The sequence below is a fragment of the Paenibacillus nanchangensis genome, assembly GCF_046543445.1.
In the GTDB taxonomy this organism is placed as follows: Bacteria; Bacillota; Bacilli; order Paenibacillales; family Paenibacillaceae; genus Paenibacillus_AQ; species Paenibacillus_AQ nanchangensis.
In genome coordinates, this window is sequence record NZ_JBHOFD010000010.1 from 38,281 (window position 1) to 62,230 (window position 23,950).

Sequence of the window (23,950 nt, forward strand, 5' to 3'; positions counted from 1 at the left end):
GAATGTCTCGGGTAGGCCCGGTCATATCCTAATGCAGTTCATTCGCCATTTCAGCGGTACCCATCCTCTCATAAATCAGACATCGCCCGCATAAGGTTGTAATACAGGAAGGGGGAACGTCTACCTATGACCCGGATCGGCGTCAGGCTGCGGGGATGGTCTAGTGGGATGCTGAATCTGCCGCAGGATATTGTGCACGATTTGCCCCGGATCACCCTGATCGGCGACAGGGAGCTGTATATCGAGAACCACCGCGGCGTGCTGCGCTTCTCCCCCGGGCGGCTTACGCTCGCGTTAAACAGGGGTTTGCTGGAGATTACCGGCGAAGACTTGTCCATCTCGTCCATTTTGGGGCGGGAGCTGGCGGTTGAGGGCCGGATTAGCGAAATTAAGTTCAAGGAAAGCGAGGAAACGTAAATGAAGGGTCCCGCTCTGTCTTCCCTGCGGGGAGTGGTTACGGTCAGCGTCTCCGGCCCGCGCGTGGAGGAGCTGATCAACGCATTAGGCGAGGCGGGGATTCCCCTGTGGGGGGTCAAGCCGGAGCCGGAGGGCGTCCGGTTGCATCTGCTGCTGCCTGATTTTTATGCGCTGCGTCCGCTGCTGAAGCGGACAGGCTGCCGCATGCGCATCCGCGGCCGGACAGGCCTGCCGTTTCGGCTGGCCCGGCTGTGGAAACGGAAGTTTTTTGTCGCCGGTGCGGTCTGCTTCGCGGTGCTGCTTGTCCTCTTGTCCTCCATGGTGTGGACGGTGCGCGTCTCAGGCAACGAACGCATCGCCTCGGAAGACATTCTTGAGGCCGCCAAACTAGAGGGCATCCGGCCCTACCAGTGGATCTGGAGACTGGAGACGCCGGACAAGCTGTCCAAAGCGCTGACGCTGCGGCTGCCCGGCGTCTCCTGGGTCGGTGTGGAGCGCCAGGGAACAGCGGTAAATATCCAGGTTGTCGAATCCGCCGAACCGGAAAAGCAGGAGCTGTACAGCCCCCGGCATCTCGTCAGCCGCAGCGACGCTGTTATTACGGAGATCATCGCCGAGCAGGGGCGTCCCGCCGTCTCCCGCAACACCCGGGTGAAAAAAGGCGACATCCTCATCTCGGGCATTTTGGGGGACGAAGAAAATTCGGAGCTGGTGGTGGCCAAAGGCGAGGTCCGGGGCCTGGTGTGGCACGAATACAACATCGCCGTTCCGCTGGAAGCGGTCAGCGGCACCTATACGGGCGAACGCAAGGACCGGTATTATCTGGTGCTTGGGAACTGGGCCGTTCAGCTGTGGGGCTACGGCAAAAGCGGATACGCCGAGACGCGCCTGCTGGAGGAGCTTCGTCCGCTGACCTGGCGGGGGCAGCCGCTGCCGCTCGGCTGGATGACGGAAAAGGAGCTGGAGGTCCGTGAGAGCCGCCGGACACGCACGCCGGAGGAAGCGAGGAACGAAGGAATCCGGCTGGCCAAAGCGGATCTCTTGACCCGTTACGGGACGGACAGCGCTGTCAAAAGCCAAAAAATTTTGCATGAGAAGAAAGAGAATGGTAAAGTTTATATGAAAGTGCTTTTTGAGGTGGAAGAGAGAATTGCCCAAGAGCTTCCCATAGTATACAACCAAGGAGAATGAGGCTATTTGTCAGATAAGACTTCAAGCATAAAGATCCCGCTGCAGAACGCGGCAGAGGCGCTTGCATTATTCGGCCCGCAGGACGGATTTCTGAAGATCATCGAGAGCGAAATTCCCGCACACATCGCTTCGCGTGAAGCGGAGCTGAACGTGCGCGGGGGAGAGCGGGAAGTGGATAAGCTGCAGCAGCTGTTCGACGTGCTGCTCCAGCTGATCCGCAGCGGTTATATCCTTAGCGAACGCGACGTGCAGTACGCCGTGGAGCTGGCGAAGGATTACCGGGCGGACCAGCTGCTCGACCTGTTTAAGGGAGAGATTACGACGACCTTCCGCGGACGCCCGATCCGCGTCAAGACCATTGGTCAGAAGCATTATGTGACCACCATCAAGAAACGCGACATTGTGTTCGGCATCGGACCGGCGGGAACCGGCAAGACGTATCTTGCCGTCGTGCTCGCGGTTGCGGCGCTGAAGGAAGGCTCCGTCAAACGCATTATTTTGACTCGGCCGGCTGTGGAAGCGGGCGAAAGTCTCGGCTTCCTGCCCGGAGACCTGCAGGAGAAGGTTGATCCGTACCTGCGCCCGCTATACGACGCGCTGTACGACGTAATGGGCCCGGACCAGGTCGCCAAAGCGCTGGAGCGCGGGCTGATCGAGATTGCTCCGCTGGCCTATATGCGCGGACGGACGCTGGACGACTCGTTTATTATTTTGGACGAGGCCCAGAATACGACGCCGGAGCAGATGAAGATGTTCCTGACCCGGCTCGGCTTTGGCTCGAAGATGGTCATTACGGGCGACGTTACCCAAATCGACCTTCCGCGGGGCAAAAAATCCGGCCTGATCGAAGCTAAGACGATTTTGTCCGGCATCGAAGAGATCGGATTTGTCCAGTTCGCGGAAGAAGACGTAGTAAGGCATTCCCTGGTGCAGAAAATCATCGTTGCCTATGACCGATCTGCCGAAAACCTCGAATAAAGGGGATTGTCACCATGGCTTCAAAGGAACCGTCTAAATTCAGCGGCTTTGTTCAGAATGGCGGCGGCTGGAAATACAGCCCTGCGGTCCGGTACACGCTGTTTGTGCTGCTTGGCGTCATTCTCTACTTTGGTTTGGCGCCCGACCTGCTGCCAAAGCGGTATGATATCCGGGAAGGAACACACAGCGCCAAAGAAATCACCGCGCCGATGCAGATTCCCGACACAAAAGCGACGCTGCAGGCCCAGGAGAAAGCGGCCGAAAACGTGCAGCCAAGGTATGAGATTATTCCGCTGCGCACCGAAAATCTCGTGACGTCGCTGCTCGACCGGATCGACCGGCTGAATCAGGACGAAACCATCTCCCAGAGGGAGAAAACGACGATTTACCGGGAAGAAATTCCGCGCCGGGCCAGTGATTTTGTGCTGAACTTTGTGGCGGGCAGCCGCAAGAACGGCACCTACTCGGAGACGCTGCTTAAGGAAATGCAGTCAAAGATCCGGGAGCAGACGTACGTGATTCCGGAGGAGACCTTCATCAAGATTCCGCGGCTGACGACGGAGGACATCATTGAGATGAAGCCGGTGGCGCGCAATATTGTCACCCAGCTGATGAACGATCAGGTTACGGATGCCCAGACGGCCCGCGCCAAGGTGGCGGAGCTGGTCAGCATCAGTTCGTTGTCCCAGCGCACGGCTCGGGAAGTGGTTCAGGAGCTCGCCCGGCTCGCCATTGTGAGCAATAAGTTCTACGATGAGGAAGCCACAAAAGAGGCGGAGGTACAAGCCCGCGAGAATACGCCCACGATGTATATCAAGCAGGGCGACGTCCTGGTCTCCAAAGGCCAGCTGATTACGCCCGAGCTGTACCAGCTGCTGGACGAAAACGGCCTGCTGAACAACGAGGTCAATTACTGGCCGGAGCTGGGGCTGCTGCTTTTGTCCGCTATGCTCGCCGTAGGTCTGCTGATGTTTATCCGGCAGACGGGAACCTCGGGCTTCAAGTACAACAACTCGCAGCTGCTGATGCTTGTGTTCGTTTTTGTCATCACCCTTGTCTGCTTGCGGCTGACCGCTCTGCTTCAGACCGATGACCGGATATTTATCGGCTTCGGCGCTCCGGTTGCCATCGGCGCGATGCTGCTGGCGATGCTGCTGGATATTTCGCTTGCTTATTTCTGCTCGATTTTGTTCGCTGTGATGGCAAGCGTTATCCTGAATGTGCAGCAGAATACCGTGTTTGATTTTACGTTCGGTTTTCTTGCCCTTATCGTCTCCTATGTCGCCGTGTTCGCCACGCACCGGGCCGGCCAGCGCTCCACGCTGCTTAAGGGAGGCATTATGGTCAGCCTGTTTGGCGCGCTGACGGTGTTCGTGACCAGTCTGCTCGCGGGCGGGAACTGGAAGGAGATCGATACGCTGTACGGGGTCGGCTTTGCGTTTGCCGGCGGTCTGATAACCGCGGTGCTCGTGATCGGCCTGATGCCGTTTTTCGAGGCTACCTTTGGTATCTTGTCCGCACTGAAGCTGGTGGAGCTGTCCAACCCAAACCATCCGCTGCTGCGCAAGCTGCTGACCGAAACGCCGGGCACCTACCACCACAGCGTGATGGTGGGCAATCTGTCCGAGGCTGCGGCCGAAGCGATCGGCGCGGACGGGCTGCTGTGCCGGGTTGGCTCCTATTACCATGATATCGGCAAGACCAAACGGCCTTTTTATTTCATCGAAAATCAGAATAATATGGATAACCCGCATGATTCGATTGAGCCGATGCTCAGCAAATCCATCATCGTTGCCCATGCCCGCGACGGCGTGGAAATGCTGAAGGAATACAAGCTGCCGAAGCCGATCCGCGATATCGCGGAGCAGCATCACGGCACAACGTTCCTGCATTATTTCTACCATAAGGCGCTAAGGATCGCCGAAGAAAACGGAACGGAGCCGGACTTTACGGAGGAGGATTTCCGCTACCCGGGCCCCAAAGCACAATCGAAAGAAGCCGCGGTGGTGGGGATTGCCGACAGTGTCGAGGCCGCCGTCCGCTCGCTGCGCAAGCCTACGGTGGAGCAGATTGAGACCATGATTGCCAAGATCATCAAAGGCCGGCTCGACGATCACCAGTTCGACGACTGCGACCTGACGATGAAGGAGCTGGACGTCATTGCGCGGACGCTGAAGGAAGCTGTAATGGGTATTTTCCACTCCCGGATCGAATATCCCGAAGAAACGCGCAAACCAAAGAAAGAGGAAGGGGCCGTTAACGCATGAGCCTGCAGCTGGTGTGGAGCAATGAACAAGAGGAGCTGGAAATCGGCGACAGCCTGATCGGACTGCTCGAGACGATTTTGGCGAAAGCTGGGGAAGCGGAAGGCGTCCAGGACGGCGAAGTGGCGCTGACGTTCGTGAATAACGAACGCATCCATGAGCTGAACCGGGATTACCGGGGGATCGACCGGCCCACCGACGTGCTGTCGTTTGCGATGAACGAAGGCGGGGAAGAGGAGCCGGATATCGTCTACGAAATCGAAGAAGAGGAAGAGCTGTCCGACCTGCCTGAAATGCTCGGCGACATCATCATTTCCGTGGAACGCGCCCGTGAACAGGCCGAGGAATACGGCCATTCGCTGGAGCGTGAGCTTGGCTTCCTGTTTGTGCACGGCTTTTTGCATCTGCTGGGCTATGACCATGAAGACAAAGAAGCCGAAGCGGTGATGATGGCGAAGCAGGAAGATGTGCTGGCCCAGGTGGGGCTGACCCGCTAATGAAAAATACGGCTGCCGGCCCCCGCAAATTTTGGCGCTCTTTCGTCTATGCGGCCCAAGGCATCCGGCAGGCGTTCCGGAGCGAGCTGAATATGAAAGTGCATACCGGGGCCGCCGTGCTTGTGCTGCTGTGCGCCGGACTGCTGCGGCTGCCGCCTTCCAGCTGGCTGAAGCTCCTGCTTGCCATTACGCTGGTTCTGTCGGCTGAGCTGATGAACACGGCCATTGAGGCGGTGGTGGATCTGGTGTCGCCCGATTATCATCCCCTGGCCAAAATCGCAAAAGATACCGCCGCCGGAGCCGTGCTTCTGACGGCGGTCTTTGCCGTTATTACGGGTATTTTCGTGTTTTACGGTCCGGTGATGGACTGGATCGCCGCGGTTATGCGATAATCGTTGTACCTTAGGGGAATAATCACATTTCAGGAGGGGCACTATGGATTCCATTACCTTGCTGCAAGAAGCAATCAAAGCCAGGGTCAAAGCCTATATTCCCTATTCCGGCTTCGGTGTCGGCGCGGCGCTCCTGGACCGGGAAGGCCGGGTGCACCACGGCTGCAACATCGAAAACGCAGCTTACAGCGCGACCAACTGTGCGGAGCGCTCAGCCTTGTTCAGTGCTATAGCGGACGGATCCGCGCCCCGTTCCTTTCAGATGATCGCAGTGATTGCCGACACGGACGGACCGGTGGCGCCCTGCGGCGTCTGCCGGCAGGTGATGCTGGAGCTGTGCGGTCCGGAGATGAAGGTGGTCCTCGGCAATATGAAAGGGGATTATACCGAGACGACCGTCGGCGAGCTGCTTCCCGGCGGCTTTGGCCCCGATTCTCTGGAACAAGCCAAAGCAAATGCCGATCCTGTATAAGCCCATCATGAATAAAACGAATACACAAGGCGGACCTGGAATAAGTGTGTTTTTGCGCTCAGTCAGCATAGCCTTGCGCCAGCGGTTGTACAGACAGCTCGCGTGAGGCTATGTGAAATGGCCGCGGCTTTTATAGGATTCGCCGGAAGGAAGAGATTATGACATTTAAATCCGGGTTCGTCGCCATTATCGGCAGACCGAACGTCGGCAAGTCCACCTTGATGAATCAGGTGATCGGACAAAAGATCGCCATTATGTCGGACAAGCCGCAAACGACACGCAACAAAATTCACGGCGTCTACACGACAAACGAGTCGCAGATCGTCTTTTTGGACACGCCGGGCATTCATAAACGCCAGTCGAAGCTGGGCGATTATATGAACGAGATGGCCATCAGCACGCTGGGAGAGGTGGAAGCGGTGCTGTTTCTCATCGACGCCGCCGACGGCCTTGGCGGGGGCGACCGCTATATCGCCGAGCAGCTGAAGGACGTGTCCACGCCGGTTATTTTGGTCATGAACAAGATCGATAAGCTGGAGCCGGAAGCGCTGCTTCCGCTGATTGAGGAATACAGCAAGCTGCACACCTTTGCGGAGATTGTGCCAGTTTCGGCCAAGCTGGGGAACAATGTGGATACCCTGCTGGCCCAACTGGAGAAATACCTGCCCGAAGGCCCGCAATATTATCCGGAGGACCAGGTTACGGACCATCCCGAGCAGTTTGTCTGCGCGGAGCTGATCCGCGAAAAGATTCTGCATATGACCCGGGAGGAAGTGCCCCACTCCATCGCCGTAACGATTGAGGACATGCGGGTGGAGGACAACGGGGTTGTGCATATTTCCGCCGTTATTTTTGTTGAACGGGATTCGCAAAAAGGGATTATTATCGGCAAACAAGGCGCGATGCTGAAGGAAGTCGGCCGGCGCGCGCGGACGGATATCGAAAACCTGCTGGGCTCGAAGATATTTTTGGAGCTGTGGGTGAAAGTAAAAAAAGACTGGCGCAACCAGGAACGCGTATTGCGCGATCTGGGCTTCCACCGCGATCTGTAATCGTCCGGACAGGACCGGGCCGAGCCGGCTGGCAGGAATTGCAAGGATAGATCCCGCTTAAGCGCACATCCTAATTTGGGAATGGAAAAGACATCGTGTTTCCGAAGAAAGGATGAATACGAATGCGAGATTTTTCGTGGAAGTATTTTGCGATGACTGGAGATGTCGATGCTTATCTGCTCTACCGGGAGACGGAAGCGCCGGCGGGCGATCAAGGGGTCCTGGAAGACGAAGAGCCGGAGTACGAGGAGGAAGCGCAGTAGGAACTGGCTGGCCGGACGGTTGGGGGAAAAGGCATGCTATACAGGGTGCAGGGAATTGTCATCCGCAGCATGGATTACGGGGAAGGGAACGCAATTGTTACCCTTTGCACTGAAAATGCAGGCAAGGTCGGCGTGCTGGTCCGGGGCGCCAAAAAAGTAAAGAGCCGCCATGCGGCTCTGATCCAGCCGTTTACTGTCGGCGAATATGTGTTTTTCCGGAACAGCGGCGGGCTGGGTACGCTGAATGCCGGTGAAATTTCGAATTCCCATCATCCGCTGCGCGAAGATTTGGTGAAGGCGGCTTATGCCTCTTACGCCTGCGAGCTGCTGGACCGGGTGCTGCATGACGAGGAGACCGGCGTCTTCTGGTTTCGGCAGCTGTCCGCTTGTCTGGACGCGCTAGAAGAAGATAAAGACCCCGGCGTTATTCTAAATGTTTTTGATATGAAGGTGCTGCAGGCGGCGGGCTACGGTCCGCAGTTGGATAACTGCGTCGCTTGCGGCAGGGAGTGCCCAGAGGAAGGAACGTTCATCAGCCCGCGGCTCGGCGGCGTCCTGTGCCGGGCATGCAGGCATAACGACCCGCCTGCGCCGGAGGTATCCGCCCGGGCGCTGAAGCTGCTCCGGCTGTTTGCGCGGCTGGACCTTACCCGGCTCGGCAGCGTGAGCGTCAAGGAAGAGACCAAAGCGGAGCTGAAGAAGCTGATGCGGGCCTTTATGGATGTTCAGCTCGGGCTGCGGCTCAAGTCGCAGAGCTTCCTGGATCAGCTGGACCGGTATAATATTTGACGAATCGGCCGATTTCCGGTAAACTAGGAACAGTTTCCGTTTTTTCGTCTGCCAGTCAGGCGGAAAGACGCGCGAAGATCGGGAAAGTAGTGGACCAGCAGTTTCGTAAGCGAACCGGGGAGGGTGCGAGCCCGGTGGAACAAGTGTTCATGAAATTGGCACCCGGGAGCGTGAAGGAAACAACGGCCAAAAGTGGATTTTATCCGGATGTTCGTGAAGGACCTTATGCGAAGGTACTCTCGCGAAGCGGTTGCCGATATGGGAATCGGGGATAGAATCAAGTAGGGTGGAACCGCGGGAGCATAAATACGGCTCTCGTCCCTATGTCTGTACAGCAGGCATGGGGGCGGGAGCTTTTTTGCGCGAATTGTGCGGGCTTTAGTGCACAGCGCCAAACGGCTAGCCTCCATCGCGCGGCTGATTCCTAAATCCATGCGAAGGAGCCGGTAACATGAACTTTCAGCAAATGATTTTGACGCTGCAGGAATTTTGGGCGGGCCATGAATGCCTGATCGTGCAGCCGTACGACACGGAAAAAGGCGCAGGTACGATGAACCCGATGACGTTCCTGCGTTCCCTCGGGCCAGAGCCCTGGAAGGTCGCTTATGTCGAGCCTTCCCGCCGTCCGTCGGACGGACGATACGGGGAGAACCCGAACCGCCTGTATCAGCATCACCAGTTCCAGGTGATTATCAAGCCCTCCCCGGATAACATCCAAGAGGTGTATCTGGAGAGCCTGAAGCGGCTTGGCATCGATCCGCTGCTGCATGACATCCGTTTTGTCGAGGATAACTGGGAGAACCCGTCCCTCGGCTGCGCGGGTCTCGGCTGGGAAGTATGGCTGGACGGAATGGAAATCACCCAGTTTACGTATTTCCAGCAGGTCGGCGGCATCGAAACCAATCCGGTCGCGGTGGAAATCACCTACGGTATGGAACGGCTTGCGTCCTATATTCAAGATAAGGAAAATGTGTTCGATCTGGAGTGGGTCGGGGGATTGACCTACGGCGACGTCTTCCACCATCCGGAAGTCGAGCATTCCAAATATACGTTCGAGGTTTCGGACGTTCCTATGCTGTTTAACCTCTTCAACATGTACGAGGCTGAAGCGCACCGGGCGATGGAAAATCATCTGGTGTTCCCGGCTTACGACTATGTGCTGAAATGCTCGCACACCTTCAACCTTCTGGATGCGCGCGGAGCGATCAGCGTGACGGAACGGACCGGATTCATCACCAGAGTCCGGAACCTGGCGCGGCATGTGGCCGTGACCTATCTGGAGGAACGCGAGAAGCTGGGCTTCCCGCTGCTGAAGAAAGGGGGCGAGGTCCGTGGCTAAGGATCTGCTGTTTGAAATTGGACTTGAAGAGGTACCCGCGCGGTTCTTGCGCGCCGCGATGGATCAACTGCAGGAGAAGACAGCCAAATGGCTGGAATCCTCCCGCCTCGCTCACGGGGAAGTGCTGGCTTATGCTACGCCCCGCCGCTTGGCTGTTCTTGTAAAGGACGTTGCCGAGAAGCAGGAGGATGTCAGCGAAGAAGTGAAAGGCCCGTCCCGCAAAATCGCCCTCGGCGATAACGGCGAATGGAGCAAAGCGGCGCTGGGATTTGCGCGCAGCCAGGGCGTGGACCCCGAGCAGTTCACGTTTAAAGAGCTGGGCGGCGTGGAATATGTGTACGCCGTCAGAAACAGCGCCGGCGTCGAAACGGCATCGCTGCTGGCCGAAGGTCTGTCCGGCATCGTCCACTCGATGACGTTCCCGAAGAACATGCGCTGGGGCAGCTATGAGTTCAAATTCGTCCGCCCGATCCGCTGGATGGTTGCGCTGTTCGGAACAGAGCTTGTGGAGCTGGAAATTGCGGGCGTGAAGTCCGGCACTGTCAGCCGGGGACACCGATTCCTGGGCGGAGAAACCGTGATTGCGGAGCCGGCGGCTTACGTGGAAAGCCTGCGGGCCCAGAAGGTTATTGCGGATGTGAAGGAGCGCGAAGCGCTGATTGTCTCCCAGATCGAAGCGCTGGCCCAATCGAAAGGCTGGACGATTGGAGTCAAGGAGGATCTGCTGGAAGAGGTTCTGTTCCTGGTCGAAACGCCGACGGTACTGTTCGGCACGTTCGACCCGGCGTTCCTGAATATTCCGCAGGAGGTGCTGATTACCTCTATGCGGGAGCATCAGCGGTACTTCCCGGTATTCGACGAGGCGGGCAAGCTGCTGCCGTATTTTGTCACGGTGCGCAACGGCAACGCCGAGTCGCTGGACGTCATCGCCAAAGGGAACGAGAAGGTGCTGCGCGCACGGCTGTCGGACGCCAAATTCTTTTATGAAGAAGACCAGAAGCTCGCAATTGCCGACGCGCTGGCGAAGCTGGAAACGATCGTGTTCCAGGAAGCGCTCGGCAGCATCGGCGACAAAGTCCGGCGGATCCGCCGTGTGGCCGACCGTTTGGCGGACCGGCTTGGACTGCCGGCCGAAACGCGCGCCGAAGTGTCCCGCGCCGCGGACATCTGCAAGTTCGACCTCGTTACCCAGATGGTCTATGAGTTCCCGGAACTGCAGGGCACGATGGGCGAAGACTACGCCCGCAAAGCGGGTGAACCCGAAGCGGTAGCCAAAGCGGTCTTCGAACACTACCAGCCCCGCTTTGCCGGGGACGCGGTACCGTCCACCGACGCAGGCGCGCTCGTCAGCATCGCAGACAAAATCGACACAATCGTCGGCTGCTTTTCGCTTGGCATGATCCCGACCGGCTCGCAGGATCCTTACGCCCTGCGCCGTCAATCGGCCGGTATCGTGCAGATTTTGCTGGAGCGCGGACTTCCCGTCACGCTTGGCGAAATTTTCGGCATGGCGATCGGAGCGTATGAAAATACGGAGAAACAGAAACATTCCGGCGAGGAGCTGCGTATACATTTGTACGAGTTCTTCGGACTGCGCGTCAAACGGCTTCTGCTGGATCAAGGCGTGCGGTACGACGCCGTTGATGCGGGGGCCGCGGCGGGCTTTGATGATATCCCTGCGATTGTATCCCGCAGCCGCGCACTGATGAAGGCGCTCGAAGAGCGGGCGGACTTCAAAACCACGGTGGAATCGTTCAACCGGGTTGGCAATCTGGCCGCAAAAGCGGAGTCCAGCGAGGTCCGGGCCGAATCCCTGAACGAGGAAGCGGAGCAAAAGCTGTTCGAAACGTGGCAGGCCGTGCAGACTCCTTACACCGGAGCACTGGAACGCCGCGACGCGGATGAAGCGCTGACGCTGCTTTCCGGACTGACGCCAAGCATAACCGAATTTTTTGATTCGGTTATGGTCATGGCGGAAGATCCGGAAGTGCGCCGGAACCGGCTGGCCCTGCTGGCTGGAATCGACGCAGGTCTGAAACGGTTCGCCGACTTCAACAAACTCGTGTGGCAGTAAGCCGTACGGCAGTCAAGGCAAGGTTTACGAAGAACTGCGGCATATAGCAGATAAATAACGGGAAGTAAGGGGATAAATATACGGAACGGTGGCACCGGCGTTTTCGCTTTGGCACCGTTCCGTATTTACGCTATGAGGCTTTTTTGGCAAAGAAGGATTTTTGTCCGCAGAACGCGTATATATTACAGGAAACCGGTGATGCCTATGACGGAATTGCGCCAGAGGACGATTTTGGTCGACGGAGACGCCTGCCCGGTCAAGCGGGAAACGGCCGAGGCGGCACGCAGCTTCGGTGTGCCGGTGCTGCTCGTATCCTCTTATGACCATGAGCTGAAGGGAGGGCCGGGAGTGACCGCGGTCCGGGTGGACCGGGGCGATCAAAGCGCCGACCTGTATATCGCCAATCATATGAAGCCGGGAGATATCGTCATCACCCAGGATTACGGGTTAGCCGCGCTTGCGCTCGGCAAACGGGCATTTGCCCTCTCTCCCCGGGGGCTTGTGTTTGAACCCGAACGAATGGATTTTATGCTCGAAACCCGGCATGCAGCCGCCCGGGAACGGAGAAAAGGCCGTTACGGAAAGGGGCCGAAGCCCATCACGCCGGAGGAAAAGACCTTATTTCAACATAAACTGACAAAACTTTTGGAAAACTTGCAGGAGATTCAGTAAAAGCATCGAATATTATTTACGTGTTAAGGGATGAAGGTGGTTGCGTATGGGTACCGGACACGGCAGTATTCCCGAGGAAGTCATCGAGAGCGTGCTTGCCAAGCACGATATCGTCGATACCGTCGGCAAGGTTGTCCATCTGACCAAACAGGGTAAATATATGAAGGGACTGTGCCCGTTTCATTCCGAGAAGACCCCTTCCTTTACCGTGACGCCCGACCGGGGCGTGTTCCATTGTTTTGGCTGCGGGATGGGCGGCAACGCCATCAAGTTTAGAATGGAGATCGAAGGTCTCTCGTTTCCGGAAGCCGTCAAAATCATGGCCGACGAAAGCGGCATCGCGCTTCCCGAAGGAAAAGGAGGCATTGGCGTACCCCCCGATCCGGAGAGGGAACGTCTGCTTCAGGCGTATGAATGGTCTGCGAAGTTTTATCATTTTTTGCTGAAGAATACGGAACACGGCCAAGCCGCGATGAACTATTTACGGTCCAGAAACTTCAGCGACAAGATGATCGACCAGTTCCAGATCGGCTACGCTCCGGAGCGCTGGGATACACTGCTGCAATTTCTTGAGAAACGGGGATTCCCGCTTCAGGAGATGGAGAAGGGCGGGCTGCTGTCCGCACGGAATGAAGGCGGAGGTTACGTCGACCGCTTCCGCGGCCGGATTATGTTTCCGATCTTTGACCGCAGCGGCAAAGCGATTGCGTTTGCCGGACGCATTCTGGGGGAGGGTCAGCCGAAGTATTTAAATTCGCCGGAAAGCCGGCTGTTCAACAAAAGCCGGGTCTTGTACAACCTGCACCAGTCCAAAGCGTCCATCCGCAAAACGCGGCAAATCGTACTGTTCGAAGGATACGGGGATGTCATTTCGGCTTGGGATGCGGGGGTTCAGAACGGCGTGGCCACGATGGGCACATCGCTGACGGAAAGTCATATCGCCGTGATGCGCGGGATGGCCGATGAAATTATAGTTTGCTACGACGGGGACCGCGCGGGTCAGGCGGCCGCCATGAAGGCGGTGCCGATGCTGGAGAACGGCGGGCTGCGCGTGAAGGTGGCGCTGCTGCCAAGCGGGCTCGATCCGGACGATTTTATCAACCGGCACGGCGGGGAACGGTTCAGGGATCAGGTAATTGACACTGCCGTTTCAACCGTAAAATTTAAGCTTATATATCTGAGAAAAAACCATATACTGCTAGAAGAAGACGGGAAAGTCGCCTATGTCAAGGAGGCGCTGCCGATTATCGCCGTTCTTCCGTCCTCGACGGAAAGGGAAGTGTACCTGAAAGAACTGGCATCCGAACTCGAGCTGTCTTATGACAGCCTGAAACAGGACTGCAACCTGCTCCGGGCCTCCATGCAAAAAAACATGCCGGAAGGGGATAATAACGACAAAAGGTGGAATAATGGTAGGCATAAAAAAGGGCAGGTCCAGGCGCCGACGCTGCTGCCCGCTTATCATGTAGCCGAACGCCGGCTGCTATCCATTATGCTGCAGGATCCCGAGGCTGCCAAATATGTCGGCGACCGCCTCGGCGAGGAGTTCAACATCAGTGATCATGCGGCAATCGCCGCTTATCTATACGCTTATTACGCACAAGGCAAACCGCCGGATATCAGCCGGTTTCTGTCGTCGCTCCAGGATGACCGTCTGGAGAAAACCGCCACTTCCATATCCATGATGGAGCTTCCGCCGGACTGGAGTCCCCAGGTGCTGGACGACTGCATCCGGGAAGTGAGGAAGTACCCCGTACAGCGCAAGATTGAGCAGAAGCGGGAGGAAATGATCCAGGCGGATAAATCCGGCGATTTTTTGCGTGCCGCACAAATAGCAAGTGAGATTATAGCCCTAGAGAGACAATAAACTGTACGCAGGAAGATCCTAGGGAGGAGGGAGTCGTATTATGGCGAACGATCAGCACACCGAGCTGGAAACCGAATTTACGCTTGACCAGGTCAAGGACCAACTGATTGAGCACGGCAAAAAAAGATCCACCCTGAACTACAAAGACATTATGGAGAAGTTGTCGCCATTCGATCAGGATCCCGAGCAGATGGACGAATTTTATGAACAGCTCAGCGACCTCGGCATCGAGGTGGTCAATGAAAACGATGAAGAAGTGACGACTCTCCGTCAAAGCGAAGACAACGAACAAGGAGACAGCGACGATTTTAATTTCGACGACGACCTGTCGCTGCCGCCAGGCATTAAAATCAACGATCCGGTCCGCATGTATCTGAAAGAAATCGGACGGGTGCCGCTTCTGTCCGCGGACGATGAAGTGGAGCTGGCCATGCGGATCAAGAACGGCGACGAGGAAGCCAAACGCCGTCTGGCCGAAGCGAACCTGCGTCTGGTCGTCAGCATCGCCAAACGTTATGTCGGCCGCGGTATGCTGTTCCTTGACCTGATTCAAGAAGGCAACATGGGCCTCATCAAAGCTGTGGAGAAATTTGACCACAACAAAGGTTTCAAATTCAGTACGTACGCCACCTGGTGGATCCGGCAGGCGATTACGCGCGCGATTGCGGACCAGGCCCGGACGATCCGGATTCCTGTGCATATGGTCGAAACGATCAATAAGCTGATTCGCGTTTCCCGTCAGCTGCTGCAGGAGCTGGGGCGTGAACCTACGCCGGAAGAAATTGCGGCTGAAATGGAACTGAGCGTTGAGAAGGTGCGGGAGATTATGAAGATCGCCCAAGAGCCGGTATCGCTGGAGACGCCGATCGGCGAGGAAGACGATTCGCATCTGGGAGACTTCATTGAGGACCAGGAGGCGCTTGCGCCTGCGGACGCGGCGGCTTACGAGCTGCTGAAGGAACAGCTGGAGGATGTGCTCGACACGCTGACCGAGCGGGAAGAGAATGTGCTTCGTCTCCGCTTTGGACTGGATGACGGCCGGACGAGAACGCTGGAGGAAGTTGGCAAGGTGTTCGGCGTTACCCGGGAGCGGATCCGTCAGATCGAAGCCAAAGCGCTGCGTAAACTGCGTCACCCCAGCCGCAGCAAACGGCTGAAAGATTTTCTCGAATAGTTCGGCACTAGACCTTCTGCTGAAAGGGTGGCAGGAGGTCTTTTTTGTGGGACGGGCCTGAGAAGGATGTCCCGGCTGGCGGTAAACGCCGGCGGCTGAGCTATGGATACCTGTGCCAACCGGAAAGAGGGAATGGGCCGTGAACGCGGACAAACGCGAAATTATTCTGAACGAGATCGAATATTGGCGCCGGAACCGCCTGCTGCCTGAGCAGTATTGCGATTTCCTGACCAATCTGTATGACGACAAGGAAGCGGCACGCCGTAATCCGCTGTCGCTGGAAAATTTGCAGCAGGGAAGCATCAAAATTTGGTTGCTTTGTTTTGGCGTTATTTCCTTTATTTTCTTAATCGCTTTTTATTTTAGCGTGTTTCCCTGGGGTTTGCAACTTGCTGTGGCCGTATCGACGCTGATTGTTGTTTACGGTTATGCGGGCGTTCTCCGCAAACGGCAGCCGCTGACCAGCCTGCTCCTGGCCGGAACCGGGAGTGTGCTGATGCTGGGATTTGGCGTATGGCTCATTTCACTGCATGATCTAAACCGCGGCTTGTGGCTGCCGATTCTGGTGACGCTGTGCGGGATTGTGTGGGCCGTGCTGGGCATGCTGCTGCGGATCGGCCTGCTGCAATACTGCGGGTTCGGCGCAATGCTGCTTCTTTATGCGGGCTTTTTTATCCAGATTCGTCCGGATGCGTCGGTGTGGGAGCTGCAGCTCTTCTGGCTGCCGCTGTGCGTGCTGATGATCTGGCTTAGCTGGCTGCTGCATCACCGGACACAAGGAATGTCTTCCGTCTATTTTGCCGTAGGGGCGACGATCTGGATGATGCCCGAAATCGACAGCATGCTGCTGCGGGATACGGCGCCGGGCTGGATTGCGCTGGTGATCATTGTGAAGCTGGCGGCGGCGGGGGCGCTGCTGTTCGGCTTCCGAAAAAAATGGATAACGTGGGTGGCTTCATGAACAATACCAAACTTTCGCGCAGGCTGACACAGCTGCTCGAGCAAATTCCGCCGGGCAGCCGGCTGGCCGACATCGGATCGGACCACGCGCTGCTGCCGGTGGCTGCCGTGCAGAGCGGCAGAGCGGTATCCGCTATCGCCGGGGAGGTTAACGCCGGCCCGTTTGAGGCGGCGCGCAAAGGCGTGCAGGACAGCGGTTATACCGGTACGATTGAAGTTAGGCTGGGAGACGGGCTTGAGGTGCTTCAGCCCGGCGAAGCCGACTGCGTGACGATTGCGGGGATGGGCGGCGCGCTAATCGCGTCCATCCTGGAGCGCGGACGCCGGCTCGGCCGGCTGGAAGGCGTCAGCCGGCTGCTGCTGCAGCCAAACGTCGGCGAGGACATGCTGCGGCGCTGGCTGGCCGACAATGGCTGGCTGCTGGTGTCGGAGCGGATTTTGGAGGAAGACGGCAAAATCTACGAAGTGCTGCACGCCGTACGCGAAGAGAGTGCAGCCGCTGTGCCGCCGGGGGACTCCGCCGGCTTGGCTTCGGGCGAGCTGCCGCTGACCAACGCAGCGCTGTACGCGCCTTTGGCGCTGGACGGCGGGCGCCTGGTGCTGGAGCGGGAATCGCTGCTCCGGTTTGGGCCTTGGCTGCTGCGCGAGCCGGACCCGGTCTTTTTTGCCAAATGGAACAGTGAAATCGGCAAGCTCGAAGGAATTCTACGCTCCCTGTCGCGTTCGGAGCTGGCCTCCGCTGAAGCCAAGCGGGCAGAGCTGACGCGGCAAATCGAAGAAATCACGGAGGTGCTGCAATGCTTGCAAAAGGACAAACGGTAATTCAGTATATGGAACAGCTGGCGCCTAAGCATGTGGCCGAAGAAGGCGACAAAATCGGGCTTCAGCTCGGGACGCTCCGCAAAGACATTACCGGAGTGCTGGTGGCGCTGGATGTGACCGAAGCGGTTGTGGACGAAGCAATCCGTCTTGGCTGCAATTTGATTATCGCCCATCATGCGATTATTTTCCGACCGCTGTCCCATATTCAGACCGATACGCCGATGGGGCGGTTGTACGAAAAGCTGATCAAAAACGATATTGCCGTCTACATCAGCCACACGAACCTGGATGTGACCGAAGGCGGCATGAACGACTGGATGGCGGAGGCGCTGGGTATTGGCGAGACCAGTCCGCTAAAAGACAGCAGCACGGAACGTTTGTCGAAGCTAGTTGTGTTTGTGCCGAAGGATCATCATCAGAAGGTGCTTGACGCCATTTTGAACGCCGGGGCGGGCTGGATCGGCAATTACAGCCACTGCAGCTTCAACATCGAAGGTTTCGGCACGTTTGTACCGCGCGAAGGCACCGATCCTTACATCGGTGAGCAGGGCAAAATGGAGCGGGCGGAAGAAATCCGCATCGAAACGATTGTACCCGAAGGTGTCCGCGCCAAGGTTGTCCAGGCGATGCTGAAGGCGCATCCGTATGAAGAGGTGGCTTACGACCTGTATTCGATGGATCTGAAGGGCCGCAGCTTCGGCTTGGGCCGGATCGGCAAGCTGCAGGAGCAGGTTAGCCTGCGGGATTTTGTGGAGACGGTTAAAAAAGGGCTGGACGTGCGCCATGTGCGCGTAGTGGGCGATCTCGACAAGCCGGTCCGCAAGGTTGCGGTGCTCGGCGGCATGGGGGCGAAATTCCTGTCCAGTGCGGCGTTCCGCGGAGCCGATGTGCTGGTTACCGGCGATATCGACTATCATACAGCGCATGACGCGCTGCTTGCAGGCGTCGCGCTGATCGATCCCGGGCACAACGCCGAAAAAATCATGAAGCGGCATGTGGCGGATTGGATGGCCGGCAAGCTGGCGGAAAATAAGTATACCACCGCCGTTCATGCATCGGAGCTGGATACCGAGCCGTTTCAGTTTATGTAAGCGAAAAGACGACGGCGTCAGCAACGTCAGCAGCTGAGTATGCAGCTGTACGGAGAAAAGTTCCTGCAAATCCAGCAAAACAGGCTTGTGCGCAGACGTGCCAGCCTGTATAATATTTGATGTTGTCCGGAAAGTTTGACAGACAATCGCCGGCGGCTTTGCGGCCGCGGGAGGAAAGTCCGGGCTCCATAAGGCAGGGTGCTGGATAACGTCCAGTCGGCGCGAGCCGAAGGATAGTGCCACAGAAACGGACCGCCGATGGCCGCTTTAGCGGCACAGGCAAGGGTGGAACCGAGGTGTAAGAGACCCCGAGGAGCGATGGTGACATCGGTCCTGGTAAACCCCACTCGGAGCAAGACCTAATGAGACGCAGCCGCTAACCACGCGGCAGCCTTCGCCTGAGGCGCGTCTGGGTTGGTCGCTGGAGCTGTGCAGCAATGTACAGCCTAGATAGATGATTGTCGCTTAAGGTGGGAGGGTAGTTCCCGTTTGAACCACAACGAGCACAGAACCCGGCTTACGGCAAACTTTCCCAACTGCAACGGTTATGATTTTTCATACGGTTATGAACAGACGGCGGCGCCTTCCGGTAACGGAAGCGCCGCCGTTTTTGTGGTTCGGTCTATATAGAAGGTTGGCGAACTTGGCTGGCGGCGGGTTCCTGCTTCAGCTCTCCTGTCTGCTTCAGCTCCCCGGCCTGCCAGCGCCGGAGCGCCCGCTCCAGCCGGTCCACGGCTTCCGGAATCCGCCCGGGCGCGGTATGCGTGAAGTTCAGGCGCATCGCGCTGCGTACCGGGTTCGACGCATAAAATACTTCCCCCGGCACAAACGCCACCCCCTCCTCGACCGCAAGCTTCAGCAGTTCCGCTGTCCGGACCGTCTCCGGCAGCCGCAGCCACAGGAACATGCCGCCTTCGGGCTCCTGCCACTCGGCTCCGGTCCAGCTGCGGGCGGCAAGCTCCGCCGACAACAGCCGCATCCGGCGGCCGTATTCGGCGGAGACCGCGGCGATATGGCCGTCCAAATCGAAGCGGTCCATCAGTTCGCCTAGCGCGCATTGGTCGATGGTGCTGGAGTGCAGGTCGGCGGCCTGCTTCGCTTTGGCCGCGGCCGCAAGCAGTTCGCGGTTCCCCGTCATCCAGCCGGTCCGGAGGGCGGGGGCGACGATTTTGGAAAATGAGCCGACGTACACCACCGCAGGTCCGTCTCCGCCTGCGATCCGACGGTCAATCGCCGCCATCGAAGGCGGAACCGGACCTTTTCCAAACGCTAGCTCCCCGTAAGGATCGTCCTCCAGAATAAGTGTGCCGTATTGTCTGCACAGACGGACAATGGCTTCGCGCCGTTGTTCGCTCCACAGCGCTCCCGCCGGATTGCTGAACGTTGGCACCGCATACAGCAGCTTCGGTCGAAGCGTCCGGAGTTTAGACTCGAGGTCGTCCGTACACATCCCTTCCCGGTCACTGTCCACCGCATGAATATCCGCCTGGTAAGCGCTCAGTGTCTGAAGGGCCGACAGGTAGGTCGGCGACTCGACCAGCACCGCATCACCCGGGTCAAGCAGCACGCGGCAGAGAAGGTCGATCGCCTGCTGGGAACCGGTGGTCAACAGAAGATCGTCCGGACCGGCGGACAGGCCTTTGGTTTCCAGCCGGGCCGCAATGCGCTCGCGCAGCGGGCGGTGGCCTTCGGTCAAGCCGTACTGAAGGACGGATGGACCCGAGGAGAACACCCGGTCGTAGGCTGCGCGGATCGCTTCGGCGGGGAACAGCTCTTCGGCAGGAAGGCCCCCCGCAAGCGAGATCATATTTTGGCCCTGCGTAACTTTCAGGATATCGCGGACAGCCGATGAACCAAACGACCCCGCTGTTTTGGAATAGGTGATCTTCATGATTTGTGCCCCCACTTGTTCGATTTGATGGTATCATAGCGGCAGAAGCGTATAACAGTAAAGGCACGATGATAACAGTTGGAGAGGGAAGGAGGCTGCCGGAACATGCATATCGATCTGACGCGGGGAGGAAGCAAAAGTCTGCCCAAACAAATCGGAGACACGATTGGGCACCGGATCGAATCGGGGCTGCTGGCGCCGGGAAGCCGGCTTGCCTCGGTCCGGCGGCTGGCCGTGACGCTCGGCGTCAGCCAGATGACGGTCAGCAAAGCGTACGGCGAGCTGGAACGGCGCGGACTCATCGAATGCCTGCACGGAAAAGGCTGTTATGTCCGGGAAACGGAGGCCTCTCTGGGGATGAAGCTGAGGGGTGGAGCGGCAGCAGGCGGAGCGGAAAGCGGCAAGAAGGCTGGCAGGGGAGCGGACGGGGGACAAGGCCGGGTGCCGGACACCTTGAAAGGCGGGAAGACGGACGGGCGGCATGGCAGAGAGCTCCCCGACTATCTGCCGCGCGCCCAGCTGTGGCATCATTTTAATTCCTCCTCGATGCGCTGCCCGTTCCATGTGGCGGCGATCCATGCCGATTTGCTGCCGCTTGGCGCTATTGGGCGGCATATGGCCTCGCTTGTGCTGGAGCACCCGGAGCTGATGGCGGATTACGGGAATTTTCAAGGCGACGCCGAGCTCCGGGCGGTTATGAGCACACATCTGGCAAAACGGGGAATTCATACGCCGCCCGAAGAACTCCTGATCACAAGCGGCGCGCAGCAGGGCATTGATCTTGTAGCAAGGACGTTTGTTGGTCCGGGAGATGCGGTCTATGTGGAAGGCCCAAGCTATACGGGAGCAATTGACGTGCTGGCCGGACGGGGTGCCGACATTATCACGGTTCCGATGGACGGGGAAGGAATGAAGCTTGATGCGCTGACGCGAATGTGCGACGACAGGCCGCCGAAGCTGATTTATACCGTACCGACATTCCAGAATCCGAGCGGACTGACGCTTAGTCTGGCCAGAAGGCGGCAGCTGCTGGATTTGGCCCGAAGCTACCGCTGTCTGATTGTCGAAGACGATCCGTTCAGCGATTTATTTTTTGACAATCCTCCGCCTCCGCCCATCAAGTCGCTCGACGATGAGGGCACGGTGGTATACATGAAAAGCTTCAGCAAAGTGCTGGCTCCCGGTTCCCGGCTCGCCGCCGTAGCAGCCGGAAGGGACATCCTCGCCCGGCTGATCGCCGCCAAATCAGCGACCGATCTTGGCAGTCCGCTGCTCACCCAGCGGGCGCTCCTGCCGTTTATCGCCGGGGAATACGAAGCCCATGCCGCACGGCTGCGGACGGCGCTGCGCCGCCGCCGAGACAAGGCAGCCTCCCTGCTTAAGCTGCAGGCTCCCGAAGGGCTGCGCTGGCTGCTCCCAGGCGGCGGGCTGAACCTGTGGCTGGAGCTGCCGCGCGGATGCAGCATCCCGCGGCTCGCCCGCCGGACCGAACAGGAAGGCGTGTCCTTCCTGCCGGGCGCGGTCTGCTTTGCCGGCGAAGGCGGCCAGCAGCATGTGCGGATCTGCTATGCCCGCACAACGGAAGAAGACCTCGAGTGCGGACTGCAAGTGTTCCTGCGGGCGCTAGACGCGGAGCTTGAGGAAGTGAACGGTAGAACGTAAACACCGGTGCATAAGGCTAAACGGCCATAAAAAAGCCCCCTCACAGAAGCGGAAGGGGCAGAAGTAATTATTTGTTTTTGTTTAATTGCAGCCGCAGGTTCTCCATTCGTTCCGCGACATGCTGCGGGTACAGCTGCAGCGGGGTATCGCCGCCGCCCGCGGCCTGCAGCGCGCGGTAAATATCGATTTGGCCCCAGCCGAAGTAGGGATCATGTCCGGGATCTCCGAGATCGACCGTGCTGCCGCGCATCAGCTCCATCACCTCGGTATTGGTCAGCTCGGGGTTTAGCGAACGGATCAGCCCGGCCAATGCGGAGACATGCGGGCTGGCCATCGAAGTGCCCGACAAAGCGGCGTACTGGTTGTCCGGATAGGTGCTGGCGATTGCTTCGCCCGGCGCGGCTACGTCGATGTAATCGCCGTAGTTGGAGAACGACGCTTTTTCACCGGAGGCATTTGTGGCCGCAACGGCGAATACTTCGGGATAAGCGGCCGGAAAACCCGGCCGTTCGGTATTGTCATTCCCGGCGGCGGACACAAGCACGACATCGCGGTCGTAAGCATAGCGGATAGCGTCATGCAAAAAATCAGAATCGGCGTAATTGCCAAGGCTTAAGTTGATTACCTTGGCGCCGTGGTCCGTTGCCCAAATAATGCCTTCCGCAACGGTGTAAGTGGTGCCGACGCCCGTGGCGTCAAGCGCCTTGACCGGCAAAATTTTATTGTACCAGCTGATGCCTGCAACGCCCTCGGCATTGTTCACCAGCGCTCCGATTACCCCGGCAACATGGGTGCCGTGGCCAACATCGTCAAACGGCTCGGCTTTGCCCCCGCCGACCGCATTATAGCCTGTCAGCAGCTGGCCTCTAAGATCGGGATGGTCGGCCTGAACCCCGGTGTCCACGACGGCGATGATGACCTCTTTGCTGCCCCGGGTCAGGCTCCACCCGCGTTCCGTTTCAATGGCCGGCAAGTTCCATTGGTATTCGGCGAAGAAACGGTCGTTCGGAGCGGCGGGAATCGCTTGTTCACCTTCAGTTTCATTGGTTAAGTAAATATAGTGAGGTTCCATGTAGGCCGGATTCCAGCGGTCCGCGAAATATTGTTTCAGTTCAGGGTACCGCATCTTCCGGGATTTAAAAATATACGCGTATCCAAGCTTGCGCGGTGTCCCGCATTGGATGTCGCCGGCGATGCGCTGTAATTCGCCAGCCGACGGGGCGTTATTCCGGAACCGGACGACGATTTCGTTTTCGTAATAATGGCTGGCCTGTTCGTTGTCATGTCCGGTACGGACGGTCAGCTCCCGCAGCGTATCCGCGTGGACCGATTCCATCCGGTAGCTGCCTTCCTTCGGATAAGGCACAAGCCGCAAATTTTTTCGCTGATGATCCGATACCCGTTCCAGCACTCTTTGGCTAAACAGTGCCACGGTGCCGAATTTCCGGTTCTCCGAGGCACGGGCCATCACGAAATACTGCCGCCCGCCGATGGAAAAGGATGGCGATTCATAAGCCCGGCCCGCCGAAGCGGCCTTGCGGCCAGCTGACAGGTAAGACCGCATCAGCTGCAGCTCCCGTTCGCCGCCGCTGGGGATGCGGGGTTTGTATAGCTTGTCCTGCCGGCCTCCAAGATCATACCACTGCAAAAGAGCGATATGCCGGTGGGAGCGCAGCAGCGCTTCCGAGCCGGCGGCAAGCCGCTTGCGGTCCCCGCTCTGGTTCAGCAGCGCCGTCAAATCCCTGTCCGCATCAAGCCGGCATAGCCTGCTTGTGGCCTCCAGGTCGCGGCTGAGCGACGCCTGCTTCAGCCGGGTTTCCTGCGGCGGAGCCGGCACTGCCGCTTCCGGAGCCGCCTCCGGAGCGGGGGGACGCGAGGACCGGATCAGCACACCCGCTGCGAGGGCAATCACCGCCATCGCTCCGATCGCCAGCTTTTTTCCGAACATAATGCCCAGCCTCCAGTCGAATGTAATGTTCGTAGGTTGGGATGAGCCGCAGTGTTTTATGCACGTTAACTTGGAGGAAGCTACGGCTGGTCCGGGGCAGGGGCGGAATGTCCAACAAAAGGGATACCGCCGGCG

The 23,950-nt window shown here is 58.2% G+C and carries 21 protein-coding genes and 1 other RNA gene; 20 read left to right on the plus strand and 2 right to left on the minus strand.

The window, feature by feature from the left end:
- Positions 1-126: 126 nt before the first annotated feature.
- From yqfC to rnpB, 19 genes are all read left to right on the plus strand, one after another.
- Positions 127-417: a sporulation protein YqfC gene (gene yqfC / locus ACE6ED_RS09385; protein WP_410826854.1), complete on the plus strand. Its 291-nt coding sequence runs from the start codon at positions 127-129 to the stop codon at positions 415-417.
- Positions 418-1,608 carry a sporulation protein YqfD gene (yqfD, locus tag ACE6ED_RS09390; protein WP_410826855.1) on the plus strand — a complete coding sequence of 397 codons (1,191 nt, stop codon included), beginning with the start codon at positions 418-420 and terminating at the stop codon, positions 1,606-1,608.
- A 6-nt stretch (positions 1,609-1,614) separates the two neighbouring features.
- Positions 1,615-2,586, plus strand: coding sequence for a PhoH family protein (locus ACE6ED_RS09395; RefSeq protein ID WP_410826856.1), 972 nt, complete (start codon positions 1,615-1,617; stop codon positions 2,584-2,586).
- Positions 2,587-2,600: 14 nt separating this feature from the next.
- Positions 2,601-4,853: an HD family phosphohydrolase gene (locus ACE6ED_RS09400; RefSeq protein WP_410826857.1), complete on the plus strand. Its 2,253-nt coding sequence runs from the start codon at positions 2,601-2,603 to the stop codon at positions 4,851-4,853.
- Complete coding sequence (gene ybeY / locus ACE6ED_RS09405; protein WP_410826858.1) at positions 4,850-5,347, plus strand: rRNA maturation RNase YbeY; 498 nt, start codon at positions 4,850-4,852, stop codon at positions 5,345-5,347. The genes ACE6ED_RS09400 and ybeY overlap by 4 nt, the downstream gene beginning before the upstream one ends.
- Positions 5,347-5,739 (plus strand): diacylglycerol kinase family protein, encoded by a 393-nt coding sequence (locus tag ACE6ED_RS09410; RefSeq protein ID WP_410826859.1) that lies wholly within the window; start codon positions 5,347-5,349, stop codon positions 5,737-5,739. Before ybeY ends, ACE6ED_RS09410 begins: the two co-directional genes overlap by 1 nt.
- Before the next feature lie 43 nt (positions 5,740-5,782).
- Complete coding sequence (gene cdd / locus ACE6ED_RS09415) at positions 5,783-6,211, plus strand: cytidine deaminase (RefSeq protein WP_410826860.1); 429 nt, start codon at positions 5,783-5,785, stop codon at positions 6,209-6,211.
- Positions 6,212-6,369: 158 nt separating this feature from the next.
- Positions 6,370-7,263 (plus strand): GTPase Era, encoded by an 894-nt coding sequence (era, locus tag ACE6ED_RS09420; RefSeq protein ID WP_410826861.1) that lies wholly within the window; start codon positions 6,370-6,372, stop codon positions 7,261-7,263.
- Positions 7,264-7,385: 122 nt separating this feature from the next.
- The gene (locus tag ACE6ED_RS09425) at positions 7,386-7,526 is read left to right on the plus strand and encodes a YqzL family protein (protein ID WP_410826862.1); all 141 of its coding nucleotides are present in this window, start codon (positions 7,386-7,388) and stop codon (positions 7,524-7,526) included.
- Positions 7,527-7,559: 33 nt separating this feature from the next.
- Positions 7,560-8,315 carry a DNA repair protein RecO gene (recO, locus tag ACE6ED_RS09430; RefSeq protein WP_410826863.1) on the plus strand — a complete coding sequence of 252 codons (756 nt, stop codon included), beginning with the start codon at positions 7,560-7,562 and terminating at the stop codon, positions 8,313-8,315.
- A gap of 451 nt (positions 8,316-8,766) precedes the next feature.
- Positions 8,767-9,654 carry a glycine--tRNA ligase subunit alpha gene (gene glyQ, locus ACE6ED_RS09435; RefSeq protein ID WP_410826864.1) on the plus strand — a complete coding sequence of 296 codons (888 nt, stop codon included), beginning with the start codon at positions 8,767-8,769 and terminating at the stop codon, positions 9,652-9,654.
- Complete coding sequence (gene glyS / locus ACE6ED_RS09440) at positions 9,647-11,728, plus strand: glycine--tRNA ligase subunit beta (protein ID WP_410826865.1); 2,082 nt, start codon at positions 9,647-9,649, stop codon at positions 11,726-11,728. Before glyQ ends, glyS begins: the two co-directional genes overlap by 8 nt.
- 204 nt (positions 11,729-11,932) lie before the next feature.
- Positions 11,933-12,400, plus strand: a complete 468-nt coding sequence (locus tag ACE6ED_RS09445; RefSeq protein ID WP_410826989.1) for a YaiI/YqxD family protein — start codon at positions 11,933-11,935, stop codon at positions 12,398-12,400.
- A gap of 46 nt (positions 12,401-12,446) precedes the next feature.
- A complete protein-coding gene (dnaG, locus tag ACE6ED_RS09450) occupies positions 12,447-14,267 on the plus strand; it encodes a DNA primase (RefSeq protein ID WP_410826866.1) in 1,821 nt (606 codons plus the stop codon).
- 40 nt (positions 14,268-14,307) lie between these two features.
- Positions 14,308-15,441, plus strand: coding sequence for an RNA polymerase sigma factor RpoD (gene rpoD / locus ACE6ED_RS09455; protein WP_410826867.1), 1,134 nt, complete (start codon positions 14,308-14,310; stop codon positions 15,439-15,441).
- 139 nt (positions 15,442-15,580) lie between these two features.
- Positions 15,581-16,402 (plus strand): hypothetical protein, encoded by an 822-nt coding sequence (locus ACE6ED_RS09460; RefSeq protein ID WP_410826868.1) that lies wholly within the window; start codon positions 15,581-15,583, stop codon positions 16,400-16,402.
- Positions 16,399-17,223, plus strand: a complete 825-nt coding sequence (locus tag ACE6ED_RS09465; protein ID WP_410826869.1) for a tRNA (adenine(22)-N(1))-methyltransferase — start codon at positions 16,399-16,401, stop codon at positions 17,221-17,223. Before ACE6ED_RS09460 ends, ACE6ED_RS09465 begins: the two co-directional genes overlap by 4 nt.
- Positions 17,199-18,314: a Nif3-like dinuclear metal center hexameric protein gene (locus ACE6ED_RS09470; protein ID WP_410826870.1), complete on the plus strand. Its 1,116-nt coding sequence runs from the start codon at positions 17,199-17,201 to the stop codon at positions 18,312-18,314. Before ACE6ED_RS09465 ends, ACE6ED_RS09470 begins: the two co-directional genes overlap by 25 nt.
- Positions 18,315-18,444: 130 nt before the next feature.
- Positions 18,445-18,849: RNase P RNA component class A (gene rnpB / locus ACE6ED_RS09475), an RNA gene on the plus strand.
- An 87-nt stretch (positions 18,850-18,936) separates the two neighbouring features.
- Here rnpB and ACE6ED_RS09480 read toward each other — a convergent pair.
- Positions 18,937-20,205, minus strand: coding sequence for an aminotransferase-like domain-containing protein (locus ACE6ED_RS09480; protein WP_410826871.1), 1,269 nt, complete (start codon positions 20,203-20,205; stop codon positions 18,937-18,939).
- Between the two features lie 105 nt (positions 20,206-20,310).
- Between ACE6ED_RS09480 and ACE6ED_RS09485 the strand changes: the two genes are divergently transcribed.
- The gene (locus ACE6ED_RS09485; RefSeq protein WP_410826872.1) at positions 20,311-21,867 is read left to right on the plus strand and encodes an aminotransferase-like domain-containing protein; all 1,557 of its coding nucleotides are present in this window, start codon (positions 20,311-20,313) and stop codon (positions 21,865-21,867) included.
- Positions 21,868-21,934: 67 nt separating this feature from the next.
- Here ACE6ED_RS09485 and ACE6ED_RS09490 read toward each other — a convergent pair whose 3' ends face one another.
- On the minus strand, positions 21,935-23,815 hold the full coding sequence (locus ACE6ED_RS09490; protein ID WP_410826873.1) for a S8 family peptidase: 1,881 nt from the start codon (positions 23,813-23,815) through the stop codon (positions 21,935-21,937).
- Between the last annotated feature and the right edge of the window lie 135 nt (positions 23,816-23,950).